19 protein-coding genes and 1 tRNA gene are annotated in these 20,427 nt (G+C 38.1%); 15 read left to right on the top strand and 5 right to left on the bottom strand.

The features are described from left to right. Nucleotides 1-828, bottom strand: a complete 828-nt coding sequence (btuF, locus tag ABN236_RS04660; RefSeq protein ID WP_349473482.1) for a vitamin B12 ABC transporter substrate-binding protein BtuF — start codon at nucleotides 826-828, stop codon at nucleotides 1-3. A gap of 104 nt (nucleotides 829-932) precedes the next feature. Then, entirely contained in the window at nucleotides 933-1,628 is a 696-nt protein-coding gene (mtnN, locus tag ABN236_RS04655; RefSeq protein ID WP_270754192.1) for a 5'-methylthioadenosine/S-adenosylhomocysteine nucleosidase, read from the bottom strand. A gap of 127 nt (nucleotides 1,629-1,755) precedes the next feature. Here mtnN and dgt point away from each other — a divergent pair, with 127 nt between their 5' ends. From dgt to ABN236_RS04620, 7 genes are all read left to right on the top strand, one after another. Beyond that, nucleotides 1,756-3,264 (top strand): dGTPase, encoded by a 1,509-nt coding sequence (gene dgt, locus ABN236_RS04650; RefSeq protein WP_088493591.1) that lies wholly within the window; start codon nucleotides 1,756-1,758, stop codon nucleotides 3,262-3,264. Nucleotides 3,265-3,653: 389 nt separating this feature from the next. Further along, on the top strand, nucleotides 3,654-4,979 hold the full coding sequence (gene rlmD, locus ABN236_RS04645; protein ID WP_349473481.1) for a 23S rRNA (uracil(1939)-C(5))-methyltransferase RlmD: 1,326 nt from the start codon (nucleotides 3,654-3,656) through the stop codon (nucleotides 4,977-4,979). Nucleotides 4,980-5,034: 55 nt separating this feature from the next. Next, the gene (relA, locus tag ABN236_RS04640; RefSeq protein ID WP_088493589.1) at nucleotides 5,035-7,272 is read left to right on the top strand and encodes a GTP diphosphokinase; all 2,238 of its coding nucleotides are present in this window, start codon (nucleotides 5,035-5,037) and stop codon (nucleotides 7,270-7,272) included. A 102-nt stretch (nucleotides 7,273-7,374) separates the two neighbouring features. Next, entirely contained in the window at nucleotides 7,375-8,172 is a 798-nt protein-coding gene (gene mazG, locus ABN236_RS04635) for a nucleoside triphosphate pyrophosphohydrolase (RefSeq protein ID WP_109393323.1), read from the top strand. A 511-nt stretch (nucleotides 8,173-8,683) separates the two neighbouring features. Further along, nucleotides 8,684-10,321 (top strand): glutamine hydrolyzing CTP synthase, encoded by a 1,638-nt coding sequence (pyrG, locus tag ABN236_RS04630; RefSeq protein ID WP_075673391.1) that lies wholly within the window; start codon nucleotides 8,684-8,686, stop codon nucleotides 10,319-10,321. A 62-nt stretch (nucleotides 10,322-10,383) separates the two neighbouring features. Continuing rightward, nucleotides 10,384-11,685, top strand: a complete 1,302-nt coding sequence (gene eno, locus ABN236_RS04625) for a phosphopyruvate hydratase (protein ID WP_349473480.1) — start codon at nucleotides 10,384-10,386, stop codon at nucleotides 11,683-11,685. Between the two features lie 321 nt (nucleotides 11,686-12,006). Then, a complete protein-coding gene (locus ABN236_RS04620; protein WP_088493586.1) occupies nucleotides 12,007-13,389 on the top strand; it encodes an SLC13 family permease in 1,383 nt (460 codons plus the stop codon). 289 nt (nucleotides 13,390-13,678) lie between these two features. Here the strand turns inward: ABN236_RS04620 and mltD are convergent, their stop codons facing one another. After that, nucleotides 13,679-15,013: a murein transglycosylase D gene (gene mltD / locus ABN236_RS04615; protein WP_349473479.1), complete on the bottom strand. Its 1,335-nt coding sequence runs from the start codon at nucleotides 15,011-15,013 to the stop codon at nucleotides 13,679-13,681. Between the two features lie 75 nt (nucleotides 15,014-15,088). Beyond that, entirely contained in the window at nucleotides 15,089-15,844 is a 756-nt protein-coding gene (gene gloB / locus ABN236_RS04610; RefSeq protein WP_088493584.1) for a hydroxyacylglutathione hydrolase, read from the bottom strand. 38 nt (nucleotides 15,845-15,882) lie between these two features. Between gloB and ABN236_RS04605 the strand changes: the two genes are divergently transcribed. Beyond that, nucleotides 15,883-16,599: a methyltransferase domain-containing protein gene (locus ABN236_RS04605; RefSeq protein ID WP_349473478.1), complete on the top strand. Its 717-nt coding sequence runs from the start codon at nucleotides 15,883-15,885 to the stop codon at nucleotides 16,597-16,599. 4 nt (nucleotides 16,600-16,603) lie between these two features. Here the strand turns inward: ABN236_RS04605 and rnhA are convergent, their stop codons facing one another. Next, on the bottom strand, nucleotides 16,604-17,092 hold the full coding sequence (gene rnhA, locus ABN236_RS04600) for a ribonuclease HI (protein ID WP_311755381.1): 489 nt from the start codon (nucleotides 17,090-17,092) through the stop codon (nucleotides 16,604-16,606). A 65-nt stretch (nucleotides 17,093-17,157) separates the two neighbouring features. Between rnhA and dnaQ the strand changes: the two genes are divergently transcribed. The 7 genes from dnaQ to ABN236_RS04565 all read left to right on the top strand — a co-directional run bounded on the left by dnaQ (nucleotide 17,158) and on the right by ABN236_RS04565 (nucleotide 20,306). Next, complete coding sequence (dnaQ, locus tag ABN236_RS04595; protein ID WP_349473477.1) at nucleotides 17,158-17,910, top strand: DNA polymerase III subunit epsilon; 753 nt, start codon at nucleotides 17,158-17,160, stop codon at nucleotides 17,908-17,910. A 123-nt stretch (nucleotides 17,911-18,033) separates the two neighbouring features. Continuing rightward, a tRNA-Asp gene (locus ABN236_RS04590) sits at nucleotides 18,034-18,110 on the top strand. Nucleotides 18,111-18,285: 175 nt separating this feature from the next. Then, entirely contained in the window at nucleotides 18,286-18,681 is a 396-nt protein-coding gene (locus ABN236_RS04585; protein WP_349473476.1) for an immunity 22 family protein, read from the top strand. Between the two features lie 33 nt (nucleotides 18,682-18,714). Beyond that, nucleotides 18,715-19,260, top strand: a complete 546-nt coding sequence (locus tag ABN236_RS04580; protein WP_349473475.1) for a nuclease — start codon at nucleotides 18,715-18,717, stop codon at nucleotides 19,258-19,260. Between the two features lies 1 nt (nucleotide 19,261). Beyond that, a complete protein-coding gene (locus ABN236_RS04575; protein WP_349473474.1) occupies nucleotides 19,262-19,615 on the top strand; it encodes a hypothetical protein in 354 nt (117 codons plus the stop codon). After that, complete coding sequence (locus ABN236_RS04570; protein WP_349473473.1) at nucleotides 19,612-19,941, top strand: hypothetical protein; 330 nt, start codon at nucleotides 19,612-19,614, stop codon at nucleotides 19,939-19,941. The genes ABN236_RS04575 and ABN236_RS04570 overlap by 4 nt, the downstream gene beginning before the upstream one ends. Nucleotides 19,942-19,955: 14 nt before the next feature. Beyond that, nucleotides 19,956-20,306: a hypothetical protein gene (locus ABN236_RS04565; RefSeq protein WP_088493577.1), complete on the top strand. Its 351-nt coding sequence runs from the start codon at nucleotides 19,956-19,958 to the stop codon at nucleotides 20,304-20,306. The last annotated feature ends 121 nt before the right edge of the window (nucleotides 20,307-20,427 follow it).

Genomic DNA, 20,427 nt, shown 5'->3' with positions numbered 1-20,427 from the left:
CTAATGGTTCGTTGCTATTGCTTCACAAATTTGCTGTGCTGCATTAATAATGCGCGGTGCAGGTCGGCTAAAACTGTCTTCATCAATAGCAATAACCGGTACAGTAAGCTGAGGTTGCCAAAATGCTCGTACTGTAGGTATTTGATCTGCTTTACCACTAAATATAATTAAATCAGGTTGCTTTGTAAGTACTTGCTCACGACTTACTTGAGGCCATGCCACAGGGCTATTAGCGAAGATATTTTCACCGCCACAAAGTTCAGTGATATGGCTTTGTAATGTGCTGTTTGATGTAGTAAATAACGGCTGCATCCCAAATTGAATAAATACTTTTTTCTTGGAGTGATTCGATATAGTTGATGCATATTGCTGTTGTAACACTTGATATTGCTGGCGTAATTTTTGTGCATTTTTTATTGCAATATCAGAATGATGGCTATAACTGGAAAGAGTAACGAGATCGTCTGCGATTTCTTCAATACTTTGTGGATCAGAATAAATGATAGGAATACCCAAAGCTTTTAACTGATCTAATGGGCGTTGTGGATTACCGCCTTGCCATGCAATCACTAAATTAGGTTTTAATAATAGAATGCGTTCGATATTAATACCCTGCCAATTAGCGACTTGTTCAATACTTTTGGCAGCCTCTGGATAATCGGAGTAAGCACTAACTCCGACAATATTATCCCCCATACCTGCGGCGTAAGCCATTTCAGTGGCTGATGGCGATAATGTAATAACACGATCAGCAGGTGTGATAGCAATGGCAAAGCTTAGCCCAAATAATGAACAGAGTAATAATCCAAGATTGATAAATAAACGCATTACTTTTCCGATAATAAAAAATACCCACCTATTTTTTATCTTAGAATAAACAAAAAATAAAGGTGGGGTATTGATAAAACGATATTAGGATTATCTCGACTTAATTAGTCTTTTAATTTATCCAACATCGCTGTCACCATTAAGCTCGATTGTTCTGCAGCAACAGATAAAAACTCATCAAAGCTTAAATGCGATTCTTTATCAGCCACATCAGAAATAGCACGAACCACAACAAATGGTGTGTTGAATTGATGGCAAACATGACCAATCGCGGTGGATTCCATTTCTACGGCAGCAACATCTGGGAATGTACGACGAATACGCGCTAAAGGCTCTGCACCATTAATAAATGCATCACCACTACAAATTAAACCACGAACAGCATTTAATTTTAGCGATTCAATACACTCTTCTGCGATGCTAACAAGTTTAGGATCTGCAATAAAAGCAGGTGGGCATTGCGCCATTTGACCTGGTTCATAACCAAACGCAGTCACATCTGCATCGTGATAGCGAACTTCTGTTGAAACAACGATATCACCGACATTTAATCTCGAGTCTAAACCACCCGCAGAGCCAGTATTGATAACGACATCAGGGCGAAAATGCTCAAGCAATAAGGTTGTACCAATCGCAGCCGCAACTTTACCAATACCTGATTTTAATAATGCAACATCAACACCGTTGATTGTGCCTGTATAAATTTCACAACCGCCACGAGATAAGATTTGGCAATCTTCAATTTTCTCACGCAGAAGTGTGACTTCTTGCTCCATTGCACCTATTACGCCAACTCTCATTGTGTCATACTCACTTGTAGGTTAATAATAAATAGAAATTTAAATAGAGTTTAACATCTATCGGAAAAACACGATATAACACAAAGAATAGAGAATTCGTTTCATCGAAACCAGAAAGAGGACAGAAATGATCGATTTTAAGCTGAAGTTAAATTATCAACGCAAATATAACAGCAGTGATATCGATATTAACGATGAAATACAGGTTTCTCGTCAATTTGAAAGTGATCGTGGCCGTATTATTAACTCAGCAGCCATTCGACGTTTACAACAGAAAACACAAGTCTTTCCTTTAGAGCAAAATTCCGCAGTACGTAGCCGTCTTACTCATTCTCTTGAAGTTCAGCAAATTGGTCGTTATATCGCTAAACAAATTATCGGTGAATTAAAAAAACAAAATAAGCTTGAAGTGTATGGCTTAATTGATCGCATCGATAGCCTTGAAAGTTTAATTGAGATGGCGTGCTTAATGCACGATATTGGTAATCCACCTTTTGGTCATTTTGGTGAGGCTGCGATTAAGCATTGGTTTCAAAAAGTATTATCACCAGAGGCGACAGCCGAATTTGATAGTTGTCCGTTTATCCCTATGCAGTATTCAGCTAAAGTGCAATTAAATGAATTGCGACAAACTTTACGCCAAGATTTATGTCAATTTGAGGGTAATGCTCAAGCTATTCGAATGGCGCATCATCTTCTTAAATTGAATTTAACCTATGCTCAAATTGGCTGTGTATTAAAATATACCCGTCCTGCTTATTGGCAAGGTGAAGTCCCTAAAGAATATAGCTATTTAATGAAGAAACCGGGGTATTACTGGTCTGAATTAGCATTCGTAAAAGAAGTACAAGAAAAACTAAATATGGGTGAGTTCTGTCGCTTTCCTCTCACATATATTATGGAAGCTGCTGACGACATTTCGTATTGCATTGCAGATTTAGATGATGCAGTAGAAAAGGGGATTTTTGATATCAACCGCCTTGTTCAGCTTTTACGAGATGCGTGGCGTGAAAATGGTGATGTGACCGAAGGTGATCTATTCGATATTACTGTGAATCGTGCTTATAAAAAAGTCGATCAAAATGAAGCCAAACGCAGTATGCAAGATCAATTCTTTATGTATTTACGAGTTTATATTACAGGGAAATTAGTCCCTTATACGGCACATCGATTTATAAAAAATCTTCCTCAAGTTTATGAAGGAAGTTTTAACCATGCATTATTGGAAGGGAATAGTGCTGAGCATCGTTTATTAACAACCTTAAAAAGTGTCGCTAAAAAATGGGTGTTTAGCCATCCTGAAGTTGAAGAGCTTGAAATGAAAGGGTATCGCGTGATCAGTGGATTACTCGATATCTATAAGCCCTTGCTTTTATTATCAACTGAAGATTTTTTAAAATTGCATAAATATAACGAACATCCTAAATATGTCATTGAGACGCGGTTATATCATAAGCTTTCTGTTAAACATAAACTGGCTTATAACGAAATGTTAGAAAAGCTAAATGATATAAATACTGAAAGAGGAAAAATTTTAGAGTTTTATTATCGTACCAGATTAATTCAAGATTATATCAGTGGAATGACTGATCATTATGCTTATGAAGAATATAGAAAATTAATGGTTTGTGATTAATTTGTAATCATTAAGAAAAATGCTATCTAATTGATTGGTGATAATTTTTAGACTTTTCTTAGAGATAATAAAGATTTATTAAAATAACAGAAAATAGATGTTATTAATTGTAAATATATTCAATATAAAAGTTATATATAATATTTGTTAGTTATAGAACAATATAAAATCCATAAAACGAGTGTCTTAGGTTGTTATCATTAAAAGTTTTCTCAATTTAACAAAAATATTGCTTATATCAGTTAAGTAAATAACTTGTTCGATGTTATACTCTCCCCATGTTTTCTTCTGAAATGCATAGTCATTCATGTAACGCTGAAAAACATACAGCGTATTCTAAAACGATGTCATTTCACTGTTAATCCGTCATTGATACTTAATTTAATACTATGGTGCAGTTTTATTCCCCTAAAAAACGTCCTGCGAAAAAACAGGCGACAACTCTGGAAGTGACCGCCAGTGCATTGGATGCAAATGGTCAAGGTATTGCTCATGCTGAGGGCAAAACGATTTTTGTAAAAGGATTACTCCCACAAGAAACTGCTCGTATTCGTTTAACAGAAGAAAAGCGCCAGTTTGCTAAAGGCGAGGTTATTAAGCGTTTAACTACCAGTGGACAGCGTATAACGCCTCATTGTGAATATTATGAGCGTTGTGGTGGTTGTCAGCAGCAACATGTGCCGATTGCGCTACAACGTACAACAAAAGCAAGTGTGTTATCACATCTTATTAAACGTGAAACGGGTGTGGTAATTTCAGCGGAGCCTGTTATTGCTGGGACTGAATATGGTTATCGTCGTAGAGCAAGATTGGGTTTGCGTTATCAGCCTGAAAAGGGGTTGGTAATGGGCTTTCGCCAAGAACGCTCTAATGATTTGGTCATGATAAAAAAATGCCCAGTATTAAAACCTCAGTTAAATGATTTATTGTCTCCTCTTTGGACATGTCTTAAACAATTAACATCAGTACGTGATTTAGGGCATGTTGAAATGGTGCTCGCTGATAATGGGCCGTTGGTGATTTTACGTCATTTATCACTATTGTCAGAGAGTGATAAACAGAGTTTGCGTGATTTCTCTCAAACTCATCAAGTTACGATGTATCTTGCAGGTGATAATAGCGAGATAGCACGATTAACTTCAATTGAGAAGGAACCCTTCTATCAAATAGAAGGTCTAAATTTACGTTTTGCACCTACTGATTTTATTCAAGTAAACGATGAAATAAATCCTAAGATGGTTGCTCAAGCTATTGAATGGCTTGATTTATCGCCAGAAGATCGCGTGTTAGATCTGTTTTGTGGTATGGGTAACTTCACTTTACCTATCGCAAAACATGTCAGTGAAGTAGTGGGTATCGAAGGTGTACCTGCGCTAGTTGAAATGGCGAAAAAGAATGCAGAACTAAACCAACTAGGTAATGCGTATTTTTGGCATGCAGATTTATCGGCTGATTTTTCTGCGATGTCGTGGTCGAAAGAAGGGTTTAACAAAGTGTTGTTAGATCCCGCGAGAGCTGGCGCTTTGGAGGTAATGTCACATATTGTGAAGTTATCCGCAGAAAAAATCGTGTATGTCTCCTGTAATCCGACCACGTTAGCCAGAGATAGTAAGATATTATTAGATTCTGGATATCAGCTAACCGGTTTAAAAATGTTGGATATGTTTCCACAAACGGGTCATCTGGAATCAATGGCACTGTTTAGTCGAAAATAAACAGTTAGCCAGTAAATAAGTCGCAAATAAGATTTATACCGTGTAGGGAGAGAATATGGTTGCAGTAAGAAGTGCTCACTTAACACCTGCAGGAGAGTTTGCTGTTGATAAATGGGTCAATAGCTTGAACTTAACCCATGTCAATGCGGGTAGTGAAATCATGCAAACCTGGGAATACTGCCATCGTACTGTTCAAGGGCGTGAAGATGCCGAACTGTTATTGTGGCGTGGTGTTGAAATGGTTGAGCTTCTTTCGACACTAAGCATGGATAAAGACAGCATGAGGGCAGCGCTTCTTTTCCCACTTGCTGAAGAAAATCTTATTGATCAGGAAATTATTACTGAACACTTTGGTGATGCTATTTGGAGCTTAGTGCGTGGTGTTATGGAGATGGATGCCATACGCCAATTAAAAGCGACACACACTAATGAAACAAGTTCGGTTCAGGTAGATAACGTGCGCCGTATGCTGTTATCTATGGTGGAAGATTTCCGTTGTGTGGTCATTAAACTTTCAGAACGTATTGCCCATTTACGTGAAGTGAAAGATGCCACAGAAGATGAGCGCGTACTGGCTGCTAAAGAGTGTTTTAATATTTATGCACCATTAGCCAACCGATTGGGTATTGGTCAATTAAAATGGGAATTAGAAGATTTTTGTTTCCGTTATCTTCATCCTGATGAATACAAAAAAATAGCAAGCTTACTTCATGAGCGTCGTATCGATCGCGAACAGTATATTGATAATTTTGTCAGTACAGTACGTGGTTATATGAAAGAAGAGAATGTCGATGTAGATATCTATGGACGTCCCAAACACATCTATAGCATTTGGCGCAAAATGAAGAAAAAGAATCTCGCATTCGATGAGTTATTTGATGTGAGAGCGGTACGTATCGTCGTTGAACGCCTTCAAGACTGCTATGCGGCATTAGGGATTGTGCATACGCATTTCCGTCATCTACCTGATGAATTCGATGATTATGTCGCAAATCCAAAACCTAATGGCTATCAATCTATTCATACTGTTGTGTTAGGACCTGAAGGCAAAACAGTTGAGATTCAAATTCGTACTCGCCAAATGCATGAAGATGCCGAATTGGGTGTGGCTGCGCACTGGAAATATAAAGAAGGTGCAACGGGCGCTGCAACGAAAGGCGGTACAGGCAGTTATGAAAACCGTATTGCATGGTTACGTAAACTGATTGCATGGCAAGAGGAGATGGCAGATTCTGGCGAAATGTTGGATGAAGTCCGGAGCCAAGTTTTTGATGATAGGGTTTACGTCTTTACACCAAAAGGTGATGTAGTTGATTTACCTGCGGGATCAACACCACTTGATTTTGCTTATCATATTCATAGTGATGTGGGACATCGCTGTATTGGGGCGAAAATTGGCGGGCGTATTGTACCGTTTAGCTATCAATTACAGATGGGCGATCAAATTGAAGTTATCACGCAAAAACACCCTAATCCAAGTCGTGATTGGTTAAATCCTAACTTAGGCTATGTCACCACAAGTCGTGGGCGTGCGAAAATTCATAATTGGTTCCGTAAGCAAGATCGCGATAAAAATATTCTTGCTGGACGCCAGATTTTAGATAACGAATTGGCGCATATGGATATCAACATGAAAGAAGCAGAAAAACTGCTGATTGCGCGTTATAACGTGCATAGTGTTGATGAAGTATTAGCTGGTATTGGTGTCGGTGATATCAGAATTAACCAGTTAGTGAACTTTATTCAAAGTAAATTAAATAAAGCCACTGCGGAAGATGAAGATAAAGAAGCTCTGCGGACACTTGAAAACAAAACGCCAGCACCTAGAGCCACAGGATCAGGTGGAAGCATTGTTGTCGAAGGTGTGGGTAACTTAATGCATCATATCGCACGTTGTTGCCAACCTATTCCGGGTGACAATATTGTCGGCTTTATTACTAAAGGTCGTGGTATTTCGATTCACCGAGCAGACTGTGAGCAACTTGCTGAACTGCTTTCTCATGCACCAGAACGTATCGTTGATGCGGTATGGGGAGAGAATTATTCTAGCGGTTATTCATTAGTCGTTCGTGTTGTTGCCAATGATCGTAGTGGATTATTACGTGATATCACCACTATTTTAGCGAATGAAAAAGTGAATGTACTAGGCGTCAGTAGCCGTAGTGATGTGAAGCAACAAATTGCGACAATCGACATGAATATTGAGATTTATAATCTCCAAGTATTAGGTCGTATTTTGGCAAAACTTAATCAGTTGCCTGATGTGATAGAGGCGAAACGCTTTTCTCACTAAAACATTAAAATGATAAGATGCCGAGACAACTGTTCTCGGCATTTTTTTATCTAAAAATGTGTTAAACAGGATAAAGCTCACTCTTATTTAAAAGGCAATATGATGTCAGAAAATCGTGAAATTTTTCGTTTATTAGAAATTATGGCGCAGCTACGTGATCCTAATACTGGATGCGAATGGGATAAAGTGCAGACTTTTGACACTATTGCACCTTATACATTAGAAGAAACGTATGAGGTGTTAGATGCTATTACTCGTAAAGATTTTACTGATTTAAAAGAAGAGTTAGGCGACTTACTTTATCAAGTTGTTTTTTATTCACGCATGGCGCAAGAGCAAAAGTTATTTGATTTTAATGATGTTTGTGACGCCATTAGTAATAAGCTAGAACGTCGTCATCCTCATATTTTTGCCTCTGAAAGCGAAAACAATTTATCAACAGAAAAACATCGCTGGGAAAAACTTAAAGCGCAAGAGCGTGAGGCAAAAGCACAATTTTCATTATTAGATGATATTCCCGCCACATTACCCGCTTTGATGAAAGCAGAAAAAATTCAGAAACGATGTGCTTCTGTTGGATTTGATTGGAATGAACTTGAACCTGTTTTAGGTAAAGTGTTTGAGGAAATTGATGAAGTGATGGCTGAGGTGAAAAAAACGCCTCAAGATGCGTCTAAAATTGAAGATGAATTGGGTGATTTACTATTTTCAGTTGTAAATTTATCTCGGCATTTAAAACAAAAACCAGAACAAGCATTAAATCGAGCATGCCGTAAATTTGAACAACGCTTTCGCTTTGTTGAAAAAACACTCTCGGAAGATGGCATAGGCATAGAAAATGCTTCATTGGAAGAGATGGAGATCTGTTGGCAGAAAGCAAAGAAACAACAGATTGAGTGAATAGTGACTCGCAAATTAACACTAGCGTGACATAAAATGCGATAAAAATAGCCTGTAACATCTCGTTTTTTCAGCTATTTTTATAAAAAATTTTAAAAAGCGAAATTATAAAAGGTAATTTCGTTTTTTTGTTTTTAGGTGATTTTAAATATTGTAGTTACATTTTATTGCATTAAAAATGTGATTAACCTCAAAAAAATTAAAAGCATGATCATAAGCAAAAGATCTCGCTATAAACCTGCTACACTTAATGTCGTGAAAAAAATAAAGCATCTCTTTTCTAAAAGTGGTATCTTAGCTGAAAGGATTAAGCTAAAATGCTTGAGAAATATTTTCACGGGTTTAGTTTATTGAATTTTTACTGTTTTTTCGTGTTTAAACGGATAAGTGGCGTGATGAAAAAGAACTTTATACTACTAAGAATGTTTGTAGCGAAAATAAGGTTCGGGTATACTGTGTTCCCGTCCAGTTATATCCATCATCCTAATACACCTAAACTTTCAGGTTCAGCATGAAAACGAATTATATTTTTGTGACCGGCGGGGTCGTATCCTCTCTGGGTAAAGGCATTGCCGCAGCCTCTCTGGCGGCTATACTCGAAGCCCGTGGACTCAATGTCACCATGATGAAGTTGGATCCGTATATCAACGTCGATCCAGGTACTATGAGCCCAATTCAGCACGGGGAAGTCTTCGTCACTGACGATGGTGCTGAGACTGATCTCGACTTAGGACACTATGAGCGCTTCATTCGCACGAAAATGACTCGTCGTAATAACTTCACGACAGGTCGCGTATACTCTGAAGTATTACGCAAAGAGCGCCGTGGTGACTATCTTGGGGCTACAATTCAAGTTATTCCTCATATCACTAATGAAATCAAAGAACGCATCATCCGTGGCGGTGAAGGCCATGATGTCGTTTTAGTTGAAGTCGGCGGGACGGTTGGTGATATCGAATCTTTACCATTCTTAGAAGCGATTCGCCAAATGGCTGCAGAAGTGGGCCGTGAGCACACATTCTACCTGCATTTAACATTGGTGCCTTATTTAGCCGCTTCTGGTGAAGTGAAAACCAAGCCAACTCAGCATTCTGTAAAAGAATTACTGTCGATCGGTATTCAGCCTGATGCGTTGATTTGCCGTTCAGACCGCGTTATTCCTGCAAACGAACGTGCTAAAATTGCACTGTTCTGTAATGTGCCAGAGAAAGCGGTTATTTCATTAAAAGATGTCGATTCCATTTATAAAATCCCTGCACTATTGAAATCACAGGGATTAGATGATTATATCTGTAAACGATTCAGCTTAGATTGCCCAGTTGCAAATCTTGCAGAGTGGGAACAAGTTATTTACGAAGAAGCTAATCCTGAAGGCGAAGTCACCATTGGTATGGTTGGTAAATATGTTGAATTACCAGATGCCTATAAATCAGTGATTGAAGCATTAAAACATGGTGGTTTCAAAAGCCGTGTTACTGTAAATATCAAATTAATTGATTCACAAGACGTTGAAACCCGTGGCGTAGAAATGCTTAAAGGGTTAGACGCAATCTTAGTACCAGGTGGTTTTGGTGAACGTGGTGTTGAGGGCAAGATTATGGCTGCTCAATATGCGCGTGAAAATAAAATCCCTTACTTAGGCATTTGCTTAGGTATGCAGGTTGCTATGATTGAGTTTGCACGTAATGTCGTTGGTATGGAAGGCGCAAACTCCACTGAATTTGCACCAGATTGCAAATATCCAGTTATCGCATTAATTACTGAATGGCGCGATGAAAATGGCAACATTGAAGTGCGTTCAGATGAAAGTGATTTAGGTGGCACGATGCGCCTTGGTGCTCAGCCTTGCCATTTAAGTGGTGATAGCTTAGTTCGTACACTGTATGGCAAAAACACCATTACAGAGCGCCATCGTCACCGTTATGAAGTAAATAATCTACTATTAAAACGTATCGAAGATGCGGGTTTACGTATTGCAGGTCGTTCAGTAGATAACAAACTGGTGGAAATTATTGAAAATCCAAACCATCCTTGGTTTGTTGCTTGTCAGTTCCACCCAGAGTTTACCTCAACGCCGCGTGACGGCCATCCGTTATTTGCAGGCTTTGTGAAAGCAGCCTTTGATAACCAAAAAGGCCTGCTGAAATAGGATATATGAGAAGAGATAGGGTATCTCTTCTCGGAAATTTAACTTGTACAGAGGAAAACCGAATGTCCAAAATCGTTAAAGTACTTGGTCGTGAAATTATTGATTCTCGTGGCAACCCAACAGTTGAAGCAGAAGTTCACTTAGAAGGTGGTTTTGTTGGTATGGCGGCTGCTCCATCAGGCGCATCAACAGGTTCTCGCGAAGCTTTAGAATTACGTGATGGTGATAAATCACGTTTCTTAGGTAAAGGTGTTCTGAAAGCAGTTTCAGCTGTTAATGGTCCAATCGCTAAAGCGATCCTTGGCCAGGATGCAAAAGACCAAGCTAACATCGATAAAATCATGATCGATTTAGACGGTACTGAAAACAAATCAAACTTTGGTGCAAACGCAATCCTAGCGGTTTCTTTAGCAAGCGCAAAAGCAGCAGCTGCTGCGAAAGGTATGCCTTTGTATGAGCACATTTCTGATCTGAACGGTACTCACGGTCAATATTCTATGCCTCTGCCAATGATGAACATCATCAATGGTGGTGAGCACGCAGATAACAACGTTGATATCCAAGAATTCATGATCCAACCAGTTGGCGCACCTTCTCTGAAAGAAGCTGTGCGTATGGGTTCAGAAATCTTCCATCACTTAGCAAAAGTGCTGAAAGCAAAAGGTATGAACACTGCAGTTGGTGACGAAGGTGGTTATGCACCAAACTTAGAATCTAACGCTGCTGCATTAGCTGCTATCAAAGAAGCAGTTGAGAAAGCAGGTTACGTTTTAGGTAAAGACGTTACTCTGGCTATGGACTGTGCAGCTTCTGAGTTCTACAACAATGAAACGGGTAACTACGAACTGAAAGGCGAAGGCAAAACCTTCACTTCACAAGAGTTCACTCATTACTTAGAAGAACTGACTAAACAATATCCAATCGTTTCTATCGAAGATGGTTTAAACGAATCTGACTGGGATGGTTTCGCATACCAAACTAAAGTTCTTGGTGACAAAATCCAACTGGTTGGTGACGACCTGTTTGTAACTAACACTAAGATCCTGAAAGAAGGTATCGACAAAGGCATCGCTAACTCAATTCTGATCAAATTCAACCAAATCGGTTCACTGACAGAAACTTTAGCAGCAATCAAAATGGCGAAAGATGCAGGCTACACAGCTGTAATCTCTCACCGTTCTGGTGAAACTGAAGATGCAACTATCGCTGACTTAGCAGTTGGTACAGCAGCAGGCCAAATCAAAACAGGTTCTATGAGCCGTTCTGACCGTGTTGCTAAATACAACCAACTGATCCGTATCGAAGAAGCTTTAGGTAACAAAGCACCTTTCAACGGTCTGAAAGAAGTTAAAGGCCAAGCATAATCTTGCACTTTTGATTAAAAAATCTTATTAATTTGAAAGGGGAGAACCTTAAGTTCTCCTCTTTTTTTTAATTTTTTTTCAGAAAAAACAGAATATTTATTCTTAACATCTTTGAAAAAGTGTGATGTGTAAGAGGAAATAGTGTTCAATTATTACTCTTTTATTAATAAATTGGTTAATTCTCGTGGATGAGATCCCAATTATTAGTTTTGCGCATTTTCAATGACGAGAAATGTTTTTATATTTCACATATAACCTATTTCGTTAACAATTATGGCTTAGTGAACCTAATGTTCATATCAGCTAATGTGGAGTATTATCATGGACGCGTCCAATTTAGCCCCATCGGCGAAGTCGAGCCCGATAAACAAACGAGGGTTAATCATTCTAGCTATTGATGTGGTGTTATTACTGCTTCTGCTAGAATTTTTACCTTATGATCCAAAGGCCAATGCAGGTTTAGCATTAATGGTGTTTGTGGGGGTGTTATGGCTGACAGAAGCCATTCACGTTACGATAACAGCATTATTTATACCTATTTTAGCCGTTGTACTTGGGCTAATGAATACCAATGAGTCATTAAAGTCATTTGCGAATCCCATCATTTTCTTATTCTTCGGTGGTTTTGCATTAGCGACAGCGCTTCATATTCAAGGGCTAGATCGCTTAATTGCTAACCGCTTGTTGATGATTGCAAAAGGTAAACTTTCAATTGCTGTATTGCTGTTATTTGGTGTTACCGCATTACTCTCAATGTGGATCAGTAACACAGCAACAGCGGCGATGATGTTACCTTTAGTGTTAGGTATTTTATCTAACTTAGATATTCGTTCAGAGCGCAATACTTTTGTATTCGTATTATTAGGTGTTGCTTATAGTGCAAGTATCGGTGGTTTAGGTACGCTGGTTGGTAGCCCACCAAATGCGATTGCAGCGGCTCAGTTGAACTTAGATTTCATCACGTGGATGAAGTACGGTATTCCAATCATGGTGGTGTTATTGCCTATCATGTTTATTGTGATGTACCTGATGCTACGCCCTAACTTAAAACATAAATTTGACCTGAAATTAGAAGTGTTAGAGTGGAATAACAAACGTGTTATCACCATGATTATCTTCTTAGTTACCGTAGTATGTTGGATCTTCAGCTCTTTCATCAGCAGTGCTTTTGGTGGTGTAAAAGATTTAGATACTGTCATTGCAGTCAGTGCAGCGATTGTTATCGGTGTAACAGGTGTAGCAAGTTGGAGCCAAATCCAAGAAAACACAGAGTGGGGCGTATTAATGCTGTTCGGTGGTGGTTTAACACTGAGCGCTATTTTACAGTCTTCTGGTGCAAGCCTTGTAATGGCAGATTTCATGAAAGAAACCTTCGGTGCAAGCCACTGGTTCGTGATTATCCTTGCAGTAACAACCTTCATCATCGTATTAACTGAATTTACCAGTAATACAGCGAGTGCGGCGTTATTAGTACCAATCTTTGCAACAGTTGCACAAGCATTAGGTATGCCAGTAATGGCGTTAACTATGATTATCGGTATCGGTGCATCTTGTGCGTTCATGTTACCTGTTGCTACCCCACCAAATGCGATTGTCTTTGGCTCTGGTTATATTAAACAGACAGAGATGGTACGTGTCGGTGGTGTACTGAACTTAGTGTGTATCTTAGTTATCTCTCTGTTTGCTTGGTTCTTCTGGCTATAAGTTAGTACGCTAAATTAATCAAATAGAGATAAAAACGAAGCGCTTGATAGTTAAATATCAGGCGCTTTTTTATTGCCTATCATTTGGAGTAATAGATGGCGTCGTAATCATACGAACTCAAATAGAGGGAAAGGAATAAAGGGAAGAATGAAAAGAATTAAAAGAATGGAAAGATGCGTTTTTCTTGGGAGGGATCACCCATAGAGAAGAAAGAAAAAAGCCATCTCTATTTATCACCTCTAAGGTATTAAATATATTGATGGCTTTAAAGAAACTAAAGTACAGAAGACTATTTTACATACAGTGTTAATTGAGTACCCGGTTTTAACATTTTAATGTCAGCGTTCCAGCTCATTAACTGCTTTAGGTTAATGCCGTGGCGACGGGCAATACTGTAATAAGAATCACCTTGGCGCACTTTATAATAGCTTGGTGAAGGTTTTGTTGGTTTCGTTGTTGTAGTGCTACTGACACTACCTGCATTATGAATTTTTAATGTCTGACCAACCAGCAAAGTGCTCTTTGCATTTAACCCATTAATACGCTGTAAGTCTTTTATACTCATATTATAGCGACGAGCAATAGCGTAAAACGAATCCCCTGAACGAACCTTATAAACGCCTTCTTGCTTAATAGATTGATTCGTTTTGGCAACAGCCAAGCGAATAGTTTCTAATACAGCTTCATCTTCAAAAGCGTTACGGAATTGGTCAAGCTTATTGCGAGGCAACATAATGACATGAGGGCCATTCGGTGCAGTTATTCCTCGTTTATAGCCGGGATTATAGTCTTTCACGGTATTAATAGGTAACTGACTTAATTCAGCGACTTTATTTAACGTGATTTGCTCACCGACATCAAATGAAGCTAATGCTTTATCGCGATAGTTGCTTTTGGGAAAGGTAATATCTTGTTCGTTTTCACGAATAACCTTACTTAACGCGAGAATTTTCGGTACGTAATTCATCGTTTCTTTAGGTAAAGAAAGCGACCAATAATCTGTTGGTAAGTTTTGACTCTCATTTGCCTTTATTGCTTGCATAACACGGCCTTCACCAGCGTTATAAGCAGCAAGGGCAAGTGCCCAATCACTATCAAACATCACATACAAGCGCTCTAGCAAATCAAGTGCCGCTTTAGTTGATGCCATGACATCACGACGACCGTCATACCATTGGTTTTGTGCCAAACCATAGTAATTACCAGTTATTGGTACAAATTGCCATAAACCCGCTGCATTTGCAGAAGAGGTAACATGGGGATTGAACGCACTTTCAACGACAGGAACAAGTGCAAGCTCCATCGGTAATTCACGTTTTTCAATTTCATCAATAATCGAATACATATAAGGCTCAGCACGAGCAGCAACGCTCTGTATATGTTTGGGATTATTTAAAAAATATAATTCTTGCTGCGAGATCCTTTCATTTTCAGGGAGGTCCATTTTCAATTCACTTACCACATAACCCCATAAATTGGTTTTTACATCATATTGAGGTTGGTGAGAAGTTGAAGTCCCTTTCGTTGATATTGGTGTGATCGCAGACAAATTAGGTTTAATGTTCTCCGATTGCTGGCAACCTGCCAGTAGCAATATGGAGAACAAAATCGCTTTTGTCTTCATAATAGAAAAATTCATCCTGTGTGTTTTTTGAACCAAATGATACTTAGTGTGCCAAAATAAAACAACCAATAGGAATTAAAAGTTGTCTTTTAATTCTCTTAATTTTGTAAATGTCTTAATTGGAGCATAAGTATTAGTGGTTATACCTAAAATCCTTTGCAAATCAATATCGTCAGATTTCAAAAAAAGATTAATGTTCTTTTCGTTTTTCAGTGTTATTGGCACAGTAGGTTGTAAATTTTTACGCATTTCACTAACTTGGGCTAAATAATCGGTAATAAGTGCATTTTCTGGCATGATATGATGTGCAAAGGTCATATTTGATAGGGTGTATTCATGAGCACAACAAATTAATGTGTTATCAGGTAAAGAACTCAATCTTTGTAATGAACTGAACATTTGTTGTGCGGTGCCTTCGAATAAACGACCACAACCACCAGAAAAAAGTGTATCGCCACAAAATAAATAGGGCTCACAATAATAAGCAACATGACCCAATGTATGGCCTGGTGTGCCAATCACATTAAAAGTAAAAGAGCCAACAATAATGCGCTCTTGATTATGAATAATATTTTCAGCCCCTTTACTTTGTGTTTCTTGTGGGCCAAAAACGTCGATGTTAGGATATTTTTTTACAAGTTCAGCAACACCACCAACATGATCGTCATGATGATGGGTTAATAAAATCGCGATAGGTGTTAGTGAGCGTTGTGAGAGCATTTCAATAACAGGTTTGGCTTGTGACGGATCTACAATCACACATTCACTATTTTCATTACTTAATAGCCAAATGTAGTTATCGGATAAAGCAGGAATTCTGATAAGCTCCATATAAGTTACCTTACTTATAAAATATAAAGGGTTAAACGATGAAAGCAGCGCGTTCAGTAAAACCAATTACAATGCCGGATTCTTGGCGTGATATTCCTTGGGGGGAATATTATCGCATGGCGATTGAACTGCGTTTACAAAACTGGTGGCCGAAAATGTATGGCTTTCATTTGCTGAAACTCGGTCAACTCAGTGCCGAACTGGATACCAAATTAAGTATCGTTTCACATCAAGTCAATGTGACATCGAATGCAATAAATGCGGATGTTATCGCGTCTTTAGATTATCTACCCTTTGAAAATAAATCGGTTGATGTTTGCCTTATGGCTCATGTACTTGATTATAGTGCAGATCCCCATTGGCTATTAAGAGAAGCTGATCGTGTTTTAATTGATGATGGCTGGATAGTATTAACGAGTTTTAACCCTACTAGTTTACTAGGACTGGGTAAATGCACGCCTCTTTTGCGACAAAAACAGCCTTATTCAAGTCGTATGTTTTCACTTCGTCGCCAAATTGATTGGCTTAGTGTGCTAAATTACGAAGTGATGACACAACAGAACTTTCAGATTATGCCATTTTCAAGACCAATAAAACGTGATGGTAGCCGCTATCACACTGGTGGCTGTTTAAATTTAATTATTGCTCGCAAAAGAACGCTTCCTTTAACACCCACAGCGTTGAAATTTGCATTGCCTCGCATGAGTGTAAAAGGTCGAGTTTTAGGGGCTACACGCAATCACTCAGAGCCATAAAACATTACTCGTTGGCTGTTTTATCTTTCTGGCTTTCAATATAGCCAGTGTCTTCTTGTGTGGGTGATTGAGCCGCCGTTCTTGCTAATTCATCACAACGTTCATTTTCATCATGACCTGCATGGCCTTTTACCCAATGCCATTCAATTTCATGACGAGTAATAGCATTATCTAAGCGTTTCCATAAATCGACATTAAGCACAGGGCTTTTGTCTGCTTTACGCCACTGGCGCTTTTTCCAGCTGTGGATCCACTGCGTAATACCCTGTCTGACATATTGGCTATCTGTTGTCAGTGTAATTTTACAAGGGAATTTTAATGTTTCTAATGCTACGATAGCGGCAAGAAGTTCCATTCGGTTGTTGGTGGTCATAAAAAAACCTTCACTCAGGGTTTTTTCATGTTGTTGATAGCGTAAAATAGCGCCATAACCACCGGGGCCTGGGTTGCCTAAGCATGAACCATCGGTGAATATTTCTACCTGCTTGTGCATAAAGGCGACTTATCCTTTTTGATTAATACGAAAAACTAACCCTAAGTCTGACATAAAAACGGATTATGAGCACTCCAATCACACGACAAATTGTACTTGATACCGAAACCACCGGTATGAATAAGCTGGGCGTTCATTATGAAGGTCATAATATCATTGAAATTGGTGCCGTAGAGGTTATCAATCGTCGATTAACAGGGCGAAATTTCCATGTTTATATTAAGCCTGAAAGATTAGTTGATCCCGAAGCGTTTGAAGTTCACGGTATTAGTGATGAGTTTTTAGAGGATTGTCCTTCTTTTGCTGATATCGCTGATGAATTTTTAGAATATATTCGTGGCGCAGAGCTTATCATTCATAACGCATCGTTCGATATCGGCTTTATGGATTATGAGTTTAGAAAGCTTAATCGGGATATTCCGCCTACTGAAACGTTCTGCCAAATTACCGATAGCCTTGCAATGGCGAGGGCATTATTCCCCGGTAAACGAAATAACCTTGATGCCTTGTGTGATAGATACTTAATAGATAACTCTAAACGTACTCTTCACGGCGCGTTATTGGATGCTGAAATACTTTCTGATGTTTACTTGGCGATGACCGGTGGACAAACAGCACTAGCATTTTCAATGGATGGTGAATCAAGTAACGAACAAGAGCAAAATGATATTCAGCGTATTGAACGCCCCGTTTTAGGATTAAGAGTAATAAGAGCAACTGCAGAAGAACTTGCCGAGCATGAGTCTCGATTAGACCTAGTTGAAAAGAAAGGCGGACATTGTTTATGGCGTCCGGCATCAAATGATGAGGCAGTCTGAATATAAAAAAAGCAGAAATGGTTAGTTGAGATTAAAAACTATCCAAATGCATCTTTTTGTTAGAAAAACAGTTGACGACAAGGCAAGAGATTCGTAATATTCACCTCGTCCGAAAGGATACGCGGAGCGGTAGTTCAGTTGGTTAGAATACCTGCCTGTCACGCAGGGGGTCGCGGGTTCGAGTCCCGTCCGTTCCGCCAACATTCCAAACCCCAGCATTTATGCTGGGGTTTTTGCGTTTTACAGCCTCAGCAATTTTCTCTTCCCGTATTTTTCTAAGCCACTATTTCTTGCTTTCAATATTTGATATCACTATCTTAGAATTTATTAATGATATTAATACTATGCACAATGGCATTTCGCAGGGTAATCAATATGGAAAATAGAGTACATTTATGGATTGGCAGTAATTTTTCTTCTGAAGAAGAGTATATGCATTATTTTGAGTTAGATTACTCTGAGGAAGACGGAATTGACTCTCCTAATTATAGAGTATGTGGATTCTGCAAAGATCTGGGGATAGTGTGGTACGACGAAGATTTTATTGGTGTTATCCCTCGTTTTGATAACAATGTTACGCTTGATGAAGTTTTGGTAGATGCTGCTGTTGATGAAAGTGAAATATCGTTTATTAAAGCTAAATGTGAAGAACTAGGAATTAAAAGTGCTAACGCTATATTTTGGTATCAAGATCCTGAACTTGTTATCAAAAAGAGCAATAATCAAACCTATAATAATTTACATTATATTGGCGAATATAATGGTGATTAGCTGGTTTAAAAATTAATTTAGGCTGGGCTGAGCATGCTATTAACGCTTGATGAAATCACAAAAGCGCTAGAAGATAAATTTTCTCCTTTAGGAGAGGATTTTAATGATTTAATGCTTTTTAAAAGAAAAACACCACTTACAGATTTCGGTTTGCTAGAACAGACGCTAACACTCTCTCTTCCTGATGATTTTACCTCTTTTATCTCTCTCTATAATTTAGATAATTTCTCATTATTTAATATCAGTTTTGGCTGTGGTGAAGATTATCTTGAAAGACTTCTTATGCTAAATAGCCCCAATGAGTTTGCTCAATGGTGGATTGGTGATAAACGACCTGAAAACATCATTGTTATTGCATTGTCAGATCCTTATACCATCTTATTAAATACTCTAACTGGGAATGTTTTTGCAATGACAAGTGAGTCATCTATGGATAGTTTTGAACATATTGCAGTGAATTTTTTTGCTTTTTTTCGCGCAGTTGCCACACTGTTTTTAACTGATATTTCACCAGATAGAATTATTGACCTAACCTCATCTCAAACAACTTCATTTTGGCATCAATTAAAACCTGAATAAGATGAAAAATATAAAGAAAAAAGAGCTAGTTTATAATGGTTTTGAAGATGATTTTTATCAGCTAAATCACCTTATTCAATGTCCTTATTATGATGAGGATATGTCAGTTAGCGTAACGCAATTAAGAGACTTAAACAGCCTAGATAAAGAGGTAAAACAGCAGGTAATAAATAAGGTAAAAGGACTTACTTTAAATCTAGGAACGCGCTATACCTATGATGGTTTATCGGTAATGTGTGATATTCAAAAATCAAAAAAAGAAAATATGCAGTTGCTTGGTTTATTTGCTATTGGTGAAAGACAGCCTGCGCGGTATCAAATCATAGTCTTAGGGATATTTAGGATTAATTTATGAACACGGAATTTTATTTGCGTTTAAGTATGCTATCTAAAACGCTCGAGCATTTTTATTATCAAGAATTTGAAACTGAACAAGCCGAATACAGTAAAAATAAAGAGATAAAACAAGCAATTGTTCAATTTATTCTTGAAATGAAAGAACAGGGTGAGCAAGAATTAATTAATGAAGCTCTAAACCTTATATTTCATAATACCGGTTGTCATATTGATTGCGAAATTTTAGATGAAATCATGCTTCCTGTTATTGAACAAAATATCATTACGCCAGAATTGATTGACAAAAATTTGAGAGAGAATTCACCTATGGGGCGTTGGTTTTAATACAAAGGAAAATAATGAAAAAAGATAAACTTGTTATCAATGAAATATACAAAGAGTTATTTGAAGATAATCTTAAGCAATATAGTGAAAGGTTAAATAGACAAGATCCAGAAAGTTATCATAAAGGTGCTTTCTCTCAAGTGAATAAGATTTTTGTTAATTTATCAGAAGAAGAAAGAAAGTCAGTGATTAATATGATGGAAATCGTGATGACAGATACGGCATCAACAATATTCGGAATGCTAGACGGTACTCATTTCGTTAATAATATTGATGAAGATTTTCGGCTTATTTATGATAACGAAGAAATACAAGGTGATCTTCAAGATCATTTTTTAGCGTTAGTGGAAGATAATAATAGTTAAGCTAAAATGTGGAATGGATCTGAATAATAAATAAGGTGTTTTTTCAGAATTATGACCTTTAATTCTTATATAGAAGAAGAGGTTATATTTTTTTTGGCAATATGAAATTTGTTGAAACCAG

It is taken from the genome of Proteus sp. fly-1013, from assembly GCF_040140245.1.
Classification (GTDB): Bacteria; Pseudomonadota; Gammaproteobacteria; order Enterobacterales; family Enterobacteriaceae; genus Proteus; species Proteus mirabilis_B.
The sequence above is the reverse complement of the archived record's forward strand: the minus strand, read 5'-3'. Positions and strand labels throughout refer to the sequence as shown.